8 protein-coding genes are annotated in these 13,943 nt (G+C 66.9%); all 8 read left to right on the top strand.

The window, feature by feature from the left end; translation table 11 throughout:
* The first annotated feature begins 433 nt into the window (after nucleotides 1-433).
* The 8 genes from rpoB to tuf all read left to right on the top strand — a co-directional run bounded on the left by rpoB (nucleotide 434) and on the right by tuf (nucleotide 13,738).
* Entirely contained in the window at nucleotides 434-3,874 is a 3,441-nt protein-coding gene (rpoB, locus tag ACZ3II_RS09435) for a DNA-directed RNA polymerase subunit beta (protein ID WP_465517122.1), read from the top strand.
* An 88-nt stretch (nucleotides 3,875-3,962) separates the two neighbouring features.
* The gene (locus tag ACZ3II_RS09430; protein ID WP_465517121.1) at nucleotides 3,963-7,853 is read left to right on the top strand and encodes a DNA-directed RNA polymerase subunit beta'; all 3,891 of its coding nucleotides are present in this window, start codon (nucleotides 3,963-3,965) and stop codon (nucleotides 7,851-7,853) included.
* Between the two features lie 67 nt (nucleotides 7,854-7,920).
* Entirely contained in the window at nucleotides 7,921-8,268 is a 348-nt protein-coding gene (locus ACZ3II_RS09425) for a hypothetical protein (protein WP_465517120.1), read from the top strand.
* Between the two features lie 77 nt (nucleotides 8,269-8,345).
* Nucleotides 8,346-8,972 carry a hypothetical protein gene (locus ACZ3II_RS09420; RefSeq protein ID WP_465517119.1) on the top strand — a complete coding sequence of 209 codons (627 nt, stop codon included), beginning with the start codon at nucleotides 8,346-8,348 and terminating at the stop codon, nucleotides 8,970-8,972.
* Between the two features lie 425 nt (nucleotides 8,973-9,397).
* A complete protein-coding gene (rpsL, locus tag ACZ3II_RS09415; RefSeq protein ID WP_014440718.1) occupies nucleotides 9,398-9,772 on the top strand; it encodes a 30S ribosomal protein S12 in 375 nt (124 codons plus the stop codon).
* A 1-nt stretch (nucleotide 9,773) separates the two neighbouring features.
* A complete protein-coding gene (gene rpsG, locus ACZ3II_RS09410; protein ID WP_043531103.1) occupies nucleotides 9,774-10,244 on the top strand; it encodes a 30S ribosomal protein S7 in 471 nt (156 codons plus the stop codon).
* Nucleotides 10,245-10,329: 85 nt separating this feature from the next.
* Nucleotides 10,330-12,426, top strand: a complete 2,097-nt coding sequence (gene fusA, locus ACZ3II_RS09405; RefSeq protein ID WP_465517118.1) for an elongation factor G — start codon at nucleotides 10,330-10,332, stop codon at nucleotides 12,424-12,426.
* Between the two features lie 118 nt (nucleotides 12,427-12,544).
* Nucleotides 12,545-13,738, top strand: coding sequence for an elongation factor Tu (tuf, locus tag ACZ3II_RS09400; RefSeq protein ID WP_043531101.1), 1,194 nt, complete (start codon nucleotides 12,545-12,547; stop codon nucleotides 13,736-13,738).
* Nucleotides 13,739-13,943 lie beyond the last annotated feature (205 nt).

Here is a 13,943-nt window from a genome sequence, read left to right as displayed (position 1 = left end):
TATTCATGCGTTAAGGTCCGTTTGGTGCGTCGAGTGGATGACCGCGACCGTCCGACCCGCGGCACAGCCCTTGACTGTGTGTCGGCGGACAGGCACGCTGACATCAGCAAGTTTCCGCGCTTGCGACAGCCGCCCGATGGGTAACAGGGTCATACCCGATGCCCGGTTGGGCCGGCACCGAGGATTGTTGCCGCGTTTCTGAGCGGCCCCGCAGGCCAGAGGCCGGCGGAGGCACGTTCCGCAGGCGACCTCCGGTGTGGGCTGGACAGCGGTTAGCCGAGCGGCTACACTGCTAGTTTGCGCTGCCTTCTGCCTTGCCTTCGACTGAGATATCCATGTGGATAACTCTCTTGGGGGCTCATTGGAGTGCACGCAGACCAGTTGCACCAGCAACTCAGCCGCATAGCAGCACCGGTCCTCGGAAGGACGCATCTTGGCAGCTTCCCGCCCTGCGAAGACCAGCCGTACGTCGAGCGCTTACGCACCCCGCCGGGTCTCTTTCGGCCGGATCACCGAGCAGCTAGAGGTCCCCAACCTCCTCGCCCTCCAGACGGATTCGTTCGACTGGCTGGTCGGCAACGAGGCGTGGCAGGCCCGGACGACGGACGACCCGCATGCCCACTCGGGCCTCGCAGAGATCCTCGAAGAGATCAGTCCCATTGAGGACTTCTCCGGCACCATGTCGCTGTCCTTCTCATCCCCGCGCTTCGACGAGGTCAAGGCCTCGATCGAGGAGTGCAAGGAGAAGGACCTGACCTACTGTGCCCCGCTGTTCGTGACCGCGGAGTTCACCAACAACACCACTGGCGAGATCAAGAGCCAGACCGTGTTCATGGGTGACTTCCCGATGATGACCCCCAAGGGGACGTTCGTCATCAACGGCACCGAGCGGGTCGTGGTGAGTCAGCTCGTCCGTTCGCCGGGCGTGTACTTCACCAAGGAGCCGGACAAGACCTCCGACCGCGACCTCACCAGCGTCAAGGTCATCCCGAGCCGGGGTGCCTGGCTGGAGTTCGACATCGACAAGCGCGACACGGTGGGTGTCCGCATCGACCGCAAGCGCCGGCAGGCCGTCACCGTCCTGCTCAAGGCGATCGGCTGGTCGGCGGACCAGATCCGTGAGCGGTTCGGCTGGTCCGAGCTGCTCATGACGACGCTGGAGAAGGACCACATCGCGGGGCAGGACGAGGCCCTGCTAGACATCTACCGCAAGCTGCGCCCCGGCGAGCCGCCGACGCGCGAGAACGCGCAGACCCTGCTCGACAACCTCTTCTTCAACCCGAAGAGGTACGACGTCGCCAAGGTCGGCCGTTACAAGTTCAACAAGAAGCTCGAGATCGATGTCCCGATCGTTCGGGGCACGCTCTCCGAGGAAGACATCGTCAAGACCGTCGACTACCTCTGCCGGCTGCACGCCGGTGAGGACGGTTACGAAGCGGACGACATCGACCACTTCGGCAACCGGCGTCTGCGGACGGTCGGCGAGCTCATCCAGAACCAGGTCCGCGTCGGCCTGTCCCGGATGGAGCGCGTCGTCCGGGAGCGGATGACGACGCAGGATGTCGAGGCGATCACGCCGCAGACCCTGATCAACATCCGGCCCGTCGTGGCCGCGATCAAGGAGTTCTTCGGCACCTCGCAGCTGTCGCAGTTCATGGACCAGACGAACCCGCTCGCGGGTCTGACCCACCGTCGCCGTCTGTCGGCGCTCGGCCCGGGTGGTCTGAGCCGTGAGCGGGCCGGCTTCGAGGTCCGCGACGTGCACCCGTCCCACTACGGCCGGATGTGCCCGATCGAGACCCCGGAAGGCCCGAACATCGGCCTGATCGGCGCTCTCTCGACGTTCGCGCGGGTCAACCCGTTCGGCTTCATCGAGACGCCGTACCGGAAGGTCGTCGAGGGTGTCGTCAGCGACGAGGTGCACTACCTCACCGCTGACGAGGAGGACCGCTTCATCAAGGCCCAGGCGAACGCCGTGCTGTCCAGCGACGGCACCTTCGCCGAGGACCGCGTCCTGGTCCGCCGTAAGGGCGGTGAGGTCGACTACGTGCCCGGCACGGAGGTCGACTACATGGACGTGTCGCCGCGGCAGATGACCTCGGTCGCCACCGCGATGATCCCGTTCCTCGAGCACGACGACGCCAACCGTGCCCTCATGGGCGCGAACATGCAGCGTCAGGCCGTGCCGCTGGTCAAGGCCGAGTCCCCGCTCGTCGGCACCGGCATGGAGTACCGCGCCGCCGTCGACGCCGGTGACGTGGTCGTCGCCGAGGTCAGCGGTGTCGTCGAGGACCTGTGCGCCGACTACGTGACGGTGCACCAGGACGACGGCCACCGCCGGACCTACCTGCTGCACAAGTTCCGTCGCTCGAACGCCGGCTCCTGCGTCAACCAGAAGCCGGTCGTCTTCGAGGGTGACCGGGTCGAGGCCGGCCAGGTCATCGCCGACGGTCCCTGCACCGACGAGGGCGAGATGGCGCTCGGGCGCAACCTGCTCGTCGCCTTCATGTGCTGGGAGGGCCACAACTACGAGGACGCGATCATCCTGTCGCAGCGCCTCGTGCAGCAGGACGTCCTCACCTCGATCCACATCGAGGAGCACGAGGTCGACGCCCGTGACACCAAGCTCGGCCCGGAAGAGATCACCCGCGACATCCCGAACGTCAGCGAAGAGATGCTGGCGGACCTGGACGAGCGCGGCATCATCCGGATCGGCGCCGAGGTCGTCCCCGGCGACATCCTGGTCGGCAAGGTCACGCCGAAGGGCGAGACCGAGCTGACCCCGGAGGAGCGCCTGCTCCGCGCCATCTTCGGTGAGAAGGCCCGGGAGGTCCGGGACACCTCGCTGAAGGTTCCGCACGGCGAGACCGGCACCGTCATCGGTGTCCGCACGTTCTCCCGCGAGGACGGCGACGAGCTGCCCCCCGGCGTCAACGAGCTGGTCCGGGTCTACGTCGCCCAGAAGCGCAAGATCCAGGACGGTGACAAGCTCGCCGGCCGGCACGGCAACAAGGGTGTCATCTCCAAGATCCTGCCGGTCGAGGACATGCCGTTCCTCGAGGACGGCACGCCGGTCGACATCGTGCTCAACCCGCTCGGTGTGCCCTCGCGTATGAACATCGGCCAGGTTCTGGAGACCCACCTCGGGTGGATCGCCAAGACCGGTTGGTCGGTGGAGGGCGACGACGAGGAGTGGAAGCGTCAGCTCCGCTCGATCGAGGCGCACGAGTCTCCCGCCGACAGCAACGTCGCGACCCCGGTCTTCGACGGTGCCCAGGAAGAGGAGATCAAGGGTCTGCTCGAGTCGACGCTGGTCAACCGCGACGGTAAGCGGCTGGTCAACGGCGACGGCAAGGCGCAGCTGTTCGACGGCCGCTCGGGTGAGCCGCTGCCGGACCCGATCTCGGTCGGCTACGTCTACATCCTGAAGCTGAACCACCTGGTCGACGACAAGATCCACGCTCGGTCGACCGGCCCGTACTCGATGATCACGCAGCAGCCGCTGGGTGGTAAGGCGCAGTTCGGTGGTCAGCGTTTCGGTGAGATGGAGTGCTGGGCCATGCAGGCCTACGGCGCCGCGTACGCGCTGCAGGAGCTGCTCACCATCAAGTCCGACGACGTCCTCGGCCGTGTGAAGGTCTACGAGGCCATCGTCAAGGGCGAGAACATCCCGGAGCCGGGAATCCCGGAGTCGTTCAAGGTGCTTCTCAAGGAGCTCCAGTCGCTGTGCCTGAACGTCGAGGTGCTCTCCAGCGACGGTGTGGCTCTGGAGATGCGTGAGACCGACGACGAGGTCTTCCGGGCCGCGGAGGAACTCGGTATCGACCTGTCGCGTCGCCCGAACGAGGGCGTCAGCAGCGTCGAGGAGATCTGACGGAAGGCGGCCCCGGTCTTCACGGACCGGGGCCGCCACCCGCCGGCCTTGAATTCACCCGAGCAACGAAACACGAGGGATAGTCCAAGTGCTCGACGTCAACTTCTTCGACGAGTTGCGCATCGGCCTGGCGACTGCTGACGACATCCGGCAGTGGTCGCACGGCGAGGTCAAGAAGCCCGAGACGATCAACTACCGCACCCTCAAGCCCGAGAAGGACGGACTCTTCTGCGAGAAGATCTTCGGTCCGCAGCGGGACTGGGAGTGCTACTGCGGTAAGTACAAGCGGGTCCGGTTCAAGGGCATCATCTGTGAGCGCTGTGGCGTCGAGGTGACCCGGTCCAAGGTCCGCCGTGAGCGGATGGGCCACATCGAGCTCGCTGCTTCCGTCACCCACATCTGGTACTTCAAGGGCGTTCCGAGCCGTCTGGGCTACCTGCTCGACCTGGCTCCCAAGGACCTCGAGAAGATCATTTACTTCGCCTCGTACGTGGTCACGAGCGTTGACGCCGAGGCGCGTCACCGCGACATGTCCACCATCGAGAACGAGATCTTCGCCGAGAAGCGGCAGTCCGAGAACAGCCGCGACTCCGAGATCGAGAAGCGCGCCGCGAAGCTGGAGCAGGACCTCGCCGAGCTCGAGGCCGAGGGTGCCAAGGCCGACGTGCGCCGCAAGGTCAAGGAAGCCGGCGAGCGCGAGATGCGCCAGATCCGGGACAAGGCGCAGCGCGAGATCGACCGTCTCGACGAGGTGCTGGACACCTTCCGCAAGCTCGACTCCAAGCAGCTGGTCACCGACGAGCTGCTCTACCGCGAGCTGCGCGACCGCTTCGGTGAGTACTTCACCGGTGGCATGGGCGCCGAGGCCATCAAGGCCCTGCTCCAGAACATGGACCTGGACGCCGAGGCGGAGAACCTCCGGGAGATCATCCGCACCGGCAAGGGCCAGCGGAAGATCCGGGCGCTCAAGCGGCTCAAGGTCGTCGCGGCGTTCCTGAACACCCGTAACTCCCCGCTCGGCATGGTCCTGGACTGCGTTCCGGTCATCCCGCCGGACCTGCGCCCGATGGTGCAGCTCGACGGTGGCCGCTTCGCGACCTCCGACCTGAACGACCTGTACCGCCGGGTCATCAACCGGAACAACCGCCTCAAGCGACTGATCGACCTCGGCGCGCCCGAGATCATCGTCAACAACGAGAAGCGGATGCTGCAGGAGGCCGTCGACGCGCTGTTCGACAACGGCCGCCGTGGCCGTCCGGTCACCGGCCCGGGCAACCGGCCGCTGAAGTCGCTGTCCGACATGCTCAAGGGCAAGCAGGGCCGGTTCCGTCAGAACCTGCTCGGCAAGCGCGTGGACTACTCCGGTCGTTCCGTCATCGTCGTCGGCCCCCGGCTCAAGCTGCACCAGTGCGGCCTGCCGAAGCAGATGGCGCTGGAGCTGTTCAAGCCGTTCGTGATGAAGCGCCTGGTGGACCTCAACCACGCGCAGAACATCAAGTCGGCCAAGCGGATGGTCGAGCGGCAGCGCCCGGTCGTGTGGGACGTCCTCGAAGAGGTCATCTCCGAGCACCCGGTTCTGCTGAACCGTGCGCCGACCCTGCACCGTCTCGGCATCCAGGCCTTCGAGCCGCAGCTGGTCGAGGGCAAGGCCATCCAGATCCACCCGCTCGTGTGTACGGCGTTCAACGCCGACTTCGACGGTGACCAGATGGCGGTCCACGTGCCGCTGTCCGCCGAGGCGCAGGCCGAGGCCCGGATCCTGATGCTGTCCTCGAACAACATCCTCAAGCCGGCCGACGGCAAGCCGGTGACCATGCCCACCCAGGACATGATCATCGGGCTGTACTACCTGACCCACATGACGCCCGGTGCCAAGGGCGAGGGCCGGGTGTTCAGCTCGGACGCCGAGGCGCGGATGGCGTTCGACAACGGCGAGCTGCACCTCCAGGCGCCCATCAAGCTGCGCCTGCGGGACGTCATCGGTGTCGACAACGGCGCCAAGGGCGGCACGTGGGAGGCTCCGGAGGGCTGGACCGAGGGCGAGTCCGTCCTGGTCGAGACCACCCTGGGCCGGGTCATCTTCAACGAGACCCTGCCCCCGGGCTACCGGTACGTGAACTACGAGATCCGCAAGGGTCAGCTCTCCGCGATCGTCAACGACCTCGCCGAGCGTTTCCCCAAGGTCGCCCTGGCCGCGACCCTGGACGCGCTCAAGGAGGCCGGCTTCCACTGGGCCACCTGGTCCGGTGTGACGATCGGTATGGGCGACGTCATCGGTCCCCCGCGCAAGCCGGAGATCCTGGCCCGCTACCAGGTCGAGGCCGACCGGATCGACAAGCAGTACCAGCGTGGTCTGATGACCGCCGAGGAACGTCGCGGCGAACTCATCGAGATCTGGACCAAGGCGACCAACGAGATCTCCAAGGAGATGGAGACCGCGCTGCCGCAGGAGAACCCGCTCTGGGTCATGATCAACTCCGGCGCCCGCGGTAACCTCCTCCAGCTCCGGCAGATCGCCGCGATCCGTGGTCTGGTGGCCAACCCCAAGGGTGAGATCATCCCGCGGCCGATCACCTCGTCGTACCGCGAGGGTCTGACCGTGCTGGAGTACTTCATCTCCACGCACGGCGCCCGTAAGGGTCTGGCCGACACCGCGCTGCGTACCGCCGACTCGGGTTACCTGACCCGTCGTCTGGTGGACGTCTCGCAGGACGTCATCATCCGCGAGGAGGACTGCGGCACCGAGCGCGCCATCCCGATGGCCGTCGGCGAGCGCACCGCGGACGGCACCCTCATCGTGCACACGCACGCGGAGACCGGCGTGCACGCCCGGACGCTGGCCGACAACATCGACGACGCCAACGGCAACCGGGTGGTGTCGCGCGGCGACGACCTCAACTCGATCCTGGTCGACAAGCTGGTCGCCGCGGGGGTCGAGAACGTGCGGGTCCGCAGCGTGCTCACCTGTGAGTCGAAGCTCGGCGTGTGCGCGGCCTGCTACGGCCGCTCGCTGCCGACCGGCAAGTCGGTCGACATCGGCGAGGCCGTCGGCATCATCGCGGCCCAGTCCATCGGTGAGCCCGGCACGCAGCTGACGATGCGTACCTTCCACACCGGTGGTGTCGCGGGTGAGGACATCACCCAGGGTCTGCCCCGTGTCCAGGAGATCTTCGAGGCCCGGGTGCCGAAGGGCAAGGCGCCCATCGCCGACACCCCCGGCCGCATCCGGATCGAGGACGGCGAGCGGTCCCGGAAGATCATCGTGATCCCGGACGACGGCAGCGAGGAGATCGTCTACGACAAGATCTCCAAGCGCGTCAAGCTGCGGGCGCACGACGGCGACCACGTCAACGTCGGCGAGAAGCTCACCGAGGGCACCATCGACCCGCACGAGCTGCTGCGCATCATGGGCCCGCGCGCGGTCCAGGTCCACCTGACCAGTGAGGTCCAGGAGGTCTACCGCTCGCAGGGTGTGCTCATCCACGACAAGCACATCGAGATCATCATCCGCCAGATGCTCAAGCGGGTGACGGTCATCGACTCCGGCGCGACCGAGTTCCTGCCGGGTGTGCTGGTCGACCGGGCGCTCTTCGAGTCGGAGAACCGCCGGCTCGTGGGCGAGGGTGGCGAGCCCGCCGCCGGCCGTCCGGTGCTGATGGGTATCACCAAGGCCTCGCTGGCCACCGACTCGTGGCTCTCCGCGGCCTCCTTCCAGGAGACCACCCGGGTGCTCACCGACGCTGCGATCAACTCGCGCAGCGACTCGCTGGTGGGCCTCAAGGAGAACGTCATCATCGGTAAGCTCATCCCGGCCGGTACCGGTATCTCCAAGTACCGCAACATCCGGGTCGAGCCGACCGAGGAGGCCAAGGCCAAGGTGTACTCGATGACCGGGTACCCCGAGACCGACTACGGCTTCGGGCCGGCCAGCGGGCAGGCTGTGCCGCTGGACGACTTCGACTTCGGGTCGTACCGCTAAGGGTTTCACCGCACAGGGCGGTCGCGCTTCGGCGTGGCCGCCCTGTGGCGTTTGTAAGGTAGGAGCCGTGACCCTTCCCGCCGTGCCCACCCGCCACCCGCTGGACCCGGAGCCGGTGCCCTCGACGAAGGCTCGGGCGGTCTTCGTCCTCGGCCTGGTGGCGCTGCTGACCGGCCCGCTGGTCGGTGGGGTGATCCCGGCCACGCTCGCCCTCCTGCTGGCTCGTCAGTCGGCTCGTCAGGCGTACGCCGCAGGGGGTTTCCTGACCGGCTCGGCCTGGATCCGGCGGGGCCGCGCGCTGGCCTGGGGTGGCATCGTCCTGGCCATCGCCGCGCTGGTGGTGCTGCTGATCGCGGGACTGCTGCATCTGGCCGCGGCGCCCGGCGGGCAGGATTTCGCGCCCGGCACCAACTGACCCGCCGGCGTCCGCGCTGACCGGCGGGGGAGCCGGGCGGGCTGCGGCTGTCCTCGGCGGAGTGACATGCTTCAGTCATGACGCAACCCCCGGGCGCCGCCTACCCGCCGCCGCAGCCGGGCCCGCATTCGCCGGCCGGTGGTTACCCGCCGCCCGGTCAGCACTCCCCGGCCGCGGCCTATCCGCCGCCCGGCCCGGCGGCGTACGCCCCGCCCGGGGCATACGGTTCCCCGGTGCCGCCGCCCGCGCCCGTGCCGTACGGGCCGCCCCAGGGTTTCGCTCCTCAGCCGCCGGCTTCCGGTGGCTGGCAGCCGGAGCGGGTGGACCAGGTGACCGGGACCGAGTTCGGCCTGGTGCATCTCCAGGTGCCGCCGATCACGTCCGGCCCGGCGATCGGCTCGCTGATCGCCGGCATCGCCGCGATCCTGGTCTCCTTCGCCGTCCTCTGTTTCGGCCTCACCGGGGCCGAGGAGGGCTGGGGCGCCCTGGTCGCCGGGGCTTTCACACTGCTCAGCGTTTTGGCTGGTGGGGGAGCGGTGGCCGCCGCGGTGATCGCCCGCCGGCGGATCGCGGGGAGCGCGGAGACCGGCCGGGTCCGGTTCACCGGGCGAGGGCTCACCGTCGGCGGGATGGTGTGCGGGATCGCCGGCGCGACGCTGGCCGTGCTCGGGTTGACACTGGGACTCTTGCTGCAGTTGGCGTGACCGGACGGCCCGGTGTGAGGCAGCACGCACCGGATCCCGGCACCGCGACGTGGGTGCGCTGAGCCACCCGGTACACTGGTATACGGAGATGTCCATCGTGGGAGCCTGGGTTCATTTTGACCTGGGTGCGCAGGGTGGGTAGTCTTTCCCCTCGTGCCCGGGCTCGCCCGGGCAACTCGTGCGTGCACCCGTTTCGGAACGTGCGACGGGTTACAGCACCACGACGGGCAGGGCCAATCAAAGCCCTGCTCACACAGACAACATCCGGAACGCGTGAGCCTTCATGCGTGATGGGACCGTGAGCCGGACGACACGCCCGACCGCGGGTGCGGGACACTCCCCTCGGGGAGCGGACGGCACACAGAGCCAGAAATACTCGGTGCGGCCGTATTACAGGAAGCGGCCGAAGGGAGCGGAGAAACCCGGTGCCCACGATCCAGCAGCTGGTCCGCAAGGGCCGCCAGGCGAAGACGAGCAAGACGAAGACGCCGGCGCTGAAGGGAAGTCCTCAGCGGCGCGGCGTGTGCACGCGCGTGTACACCACTACCCCCAAGAAGCCGAACTCTGCGCTGCGCAAGGTCGCTCGTGTGAAGCTCAGCAGCCAGATCGAGGTGACGGCGTACATCCCGGGCGTCGGCCACAACCTGCAGGAGCACTCCATCGTGCTCGTGCGTGGCGGTCGTGTGAAGGACCTCCCGGGCGTCCGCTACAAGATCGTTCGTGGTTCGCTGGACACCCAGGGTGTCCGGAACCGCAAGCAGGCCCGCAGCCGTTACGGCGCGAAGAAGGAGAAGAGCTGACATGCCGCGTAAGGGACCCGCTCCGCGCCACCCTGTGGTCGCTGACCCGGTGTACAACTCCCCGCTGGTAACGCAGCTGGTCAACAAGATCCTGATCGGCGGCAAGCGTCAGCTCGCCGAGCGCATCGTGTACGGCGCACTGGAAGGTGCCCGCGAGAAGAGCGGCACCGACCCGGTGGTCATCCTCAAGCGCGCGATGGACAACGTGAAGCCGACCCTCGAGGTCCGCAGCCGCCGCGTCGGTGGCGCGACCTACCAGGTTCCGGTCGAGGTCCGCACCCCGCGTCAGACCACCCTCGGTCTGCGCTGGCTGGTCCAGTACTCCAAGGCCCGCCGCGAGAAGACCATGATCGAGCGTCTCCAGAACGAGCTGCTCGACGCCAGCAACGGCCTCGGCGCCGCGGTCAAGCGTCGCGAGGACACTCACAAGATGGCGGAGTCCAACAAGGCCTTCGCGCACTACCGCTGGTAAGACCCTGCTGCGGGCCCGGCATCCGCCGGGCCACGGCAGTCGTACCGGTCCTTAGAGACGACGACGAAGAAAAGTAGGGATGGAAGTGGCCGCCGCAGACGCGCTCGCCAAGGTACGCAACATCGGCATCATGGCGCACATCGACGCTGGTAAGACCACGACGACCGAGCGGATCCTGTTCTACACCGGCATCACGTACAAGATCGGTGAGGTCCACGAGGGCGCCGCCGTCATGGACTGGATGGAGCAGGAGCAGGAGCGCGGTATCACCATCACTTCCGCCGCCACCAAGTGCGAGTGGAAGGGTCACACGATCCAGATCATCGACACGCCCGGCCACGTCGACTTCACGGTCGAGGTCGAGCGGTCGCTGCGTGTGCTCGATGGTGCGGTCGCGGTGTACGACGGTGTGGCCGGCGTTGAGCCCCAGACCGAGAACGTGTGGCGCCAGGCGGACAAGTACAACGTCCCCCGCATGTGCTTCGTCAACAAGCTCGACCGGACCGGTGCCGACTTCTTCCGCTGCGTGCAGATGATGATCGACCGGCTCAACGCCACCCCGCTGGTGCTCCAGATCCCGATCGGGCTCGAGGGCGACCACATCGGTGTCGTCGACCTGATCGAGATGCGCGCCCTCACCTGGCGTGGCGAGACCCAGAAGGGTGAGGACTACGCGGTCGAGGAGATCCCGGCCGACCTCGCCGACTCCGCCGCCGAGTGGCGCGAGAAGCTCATCGAGACCCTCGCCGACGTCGACGACGCGGTGATGGAGAAGTACCTCGAGGGCGAAGAGGTCTCGGTCGAGGAGATCCGGGCCGCCATCCGGCGGGCCACGATCGCCAGCAAGGCCAACCCGGTCCTCTGTGGCTCGGCGTTCAAGAACAAGGGTGTGCAGCCGATGCTGGACGCCGTCGTCGAGTTCCTGCCGTCGCCGCTGGACATCCCGGCCATCGAGGGCACCGCGACCGACGGCGAGACGCCGATGCAGCGGAAGCCGTCGAACGACGAGCCCTTCTCGGCGCTGGCCTTCAAGATCCAGACCGACAAGCACCTCGGCAAGCTGACGTACGTCCGGGTCTACTCCGGAACGCTCGAGACCGGTACCCAGGTGATCAACTCCACCAAGGACCGCAAAGAGCGGATCGGCAAGATCTACCAGATGCACGCGAACAAGCGTGAGGAGCGCACCACCGCGCAGGCCGGCGACATCATCGCCGTCCAGGGTCTGAAGCAGACCACCACCGGTGACACGCTCTCCGACCCGGCGAAGCCGGTCATCCTCGAGTCGATGACCTTCCCGGAGCCGGTCATCCAGGTGGCCATCGAGCCGAAGACCAAGTCGGACCAGGAGAAGCTGGGCACCGCGATCCAGCGTCTGGCCGAGGAGGACCCGACCTTCCGCGTCTTCAACGACGAGGAGACCGGGCAGACCATCATCGCCGGCATGGGCGAGCTCCACCTCGACATCCTCGTGGACCGTATGCGCCGCGAGTTCAACGTCGAGGCGAACATCGGCAAGCCGCAGGTCGCCTACCGCGAGACCATCCGTGGCACCGTCGAGAAGCTCGACTACGTCCACAAGAAGCAGACCGGTGGTTCGGGTCAGTACGCGAAGGTCATCGTCAAGGTCGAGCCGCTCGGCCTCGAGGCTGACGGCCCGACCTACGAGTTCGTGAACGCCGTCACCGGTGGCCGTATCCCCAAGGAGTTCATCCCCTCGGTGGACGCGGGCGCGCAGGACTCCCTGCAGTACGGCGTTCTCGCCGGCTACCCGCTGGTGGGTGTCAAGTTCACGCTGCTGGACGGCCAGTACCACGAGGTCGACTCGTCGGAAATGGCGTTCAAGATCGCCGGCTCGATGGCGATGAAGGAGGCGGCCCGCAAGGCCGACCCCGCTCTCCTCGAGCCGATGATGGCCGTTGAGGTCACCACCCCTGAGGACAACATGGGTGACGTCATCGGCGACCTCAACTCCCGGCGTGGCATGATCCAGTCGATGGAGGAGCGCCACGGCGCCCGCGTCGTCAAGGCTCTCGTTCCGCTCTCGGAGATGTTCGGCTACGTCGGCGACCTGCGGTCGAAGACTGCGGGCCGGGCGAGCTACAGCATGCTGTTCGACTCCTACGCCGAGGTTCCTCAGAACGTGGCGAAGGAGATCATCGCGAAGGCCACCGGCGCCTGATGCGTTGAGGCACGTGCGGCCTGTCGAGGGCCGCACGTGCACTAGCAGTCGACAGAGTCCTGAGCGCCTTATCGGCGTGCCGGGCGAAAAGTAATGACCAGTCCACAGGAGGACACCAGTGGCGAAGGCGAAGTTCGAGCGGACTAAGCCGCACGTCAACATCGGCACCATTGGTCACATCGACCACGGTAAGACGACGCTGACTGCGGCCATCACGAAGGTCCTGCACGACGAGTTCCCCGAGCTGAACCCGTACACCCCGTTCGACGAGATCGACAAGGCGCCGGAGGAGAAGGCTCGTGGTATCACGATCTCCATCGCGCACGTCGAGTACCAGACCGCGGCGCGTCACTACGCGCACGTGGACTGCCCCGGTCACGCGGACTACATCAAGAACATGATCACCGGCGCGGCCCAGATGGACGGCGCGATCCTGGTCGTGGCCGCCACCGACGGCCCGATGCCGCAGACCAAGGAGCACGTGCTCCTGGCCCGCCAGGTCGGCGTTCCGTACATCGTCGTCGCCCTGAACAAGAGCGACATGGTCGAGGACGAGGAGCTCCTGGAGCTCGTCGAGCTCGAGGTCCGCGAGCTGCTCAGCACCTACGAGTTCCCGGGCGACGACCTGCCGGTCGTGCGCGTGTCGGCGCTCAAGGCGCTCGAGGGCGACCCGGAGTGGACCGGCAAGCTCCTGGAGCTGATGAACGCGGTCGACACCGCGATCCCGCAGCCCGAGCGTGAGACCGAGAAGCCGTTCCTCATGCCGATCGAGGACGTCTTCACGATCACCGGCCGTGGCACCGTGGTGACCGGTCGCGCCGAGCGTGGCATCCTCAAGCCGAACGAGGAGGTCGAGATCGTCGGTATCCGCGAGAAGTCGACCAAGACCGTCTGCACCGGCATCGAGATGTTCCGCAAGCTGCTCGACGAGGCCCGCGCGGGTGAGAACGTCGGTCTGCTGCTCCGCGGCATCAAGCGCGAGGACGTCGAGCGCGGCATGGTCGTCGTGAAGCCGGGCACCACGACTCCGCACACGGAGTTCGAGGGCCAGGTCTACATCCTCTCGAAGGAGGAGGGTGGCCGGCACACCCCGTTCTTCCAGAACTACCGGCCGCAGTTCTACTTCCGCACCACGGACGTCACCGGCGTCGTCACGCTGCCCGAGGGCACCGAGATGGTCATGCCCGGCGACTCCACCTCCATGTCCGTGAAGCTGATCCAGCCGATCGCCATGGAGCAGGGCCTGAAGTTCGCGATCCGTGAGGGTGGCCGCACCGTCGGCGCCGGAACGGTCACGAAGATCAACAAGTGATCGGACGTTGTTCACGACACAGTCGTGAACAACGCCTGAAGGTGACCCCGATTAGCAATGCCGGATTTCATCCGGCATACTAGTCAGGTTGCGTCCGCGCGGGGTGGGTGCCTACGTGGGTAGCTAGCGCTGCTCGTATCAGGCACCCACCCTCGCCGGGTGTCCGGGTGTGTTCCTTTGCCGCCCGACACCACAGATCCCCGTG

Source organism: Actinoplanes sp. NPDC019969, assembly GCF_055562375.1.
Note: the sequence above shows the minus strand (reverse complement) of the source record. Positions and strands in the feature narration are given on the sequence as shown.

Coding starts and splice junctions, on each gene's coding strand:
- ACZ3II_RS09420 (WP_465517119.1), top strand. CDS start 8,346: ATGACGCAACCCCCGGGCGCCGCCTACCCGCCGCCGCAGCCGGGCCCG.
- rpsG (WP_043531103.1), top strand. CDS start 9,774: ATGCCGCGTAAGGGACCCGCTCCGCGCCACCCTGTGGTCGCTGACCCG.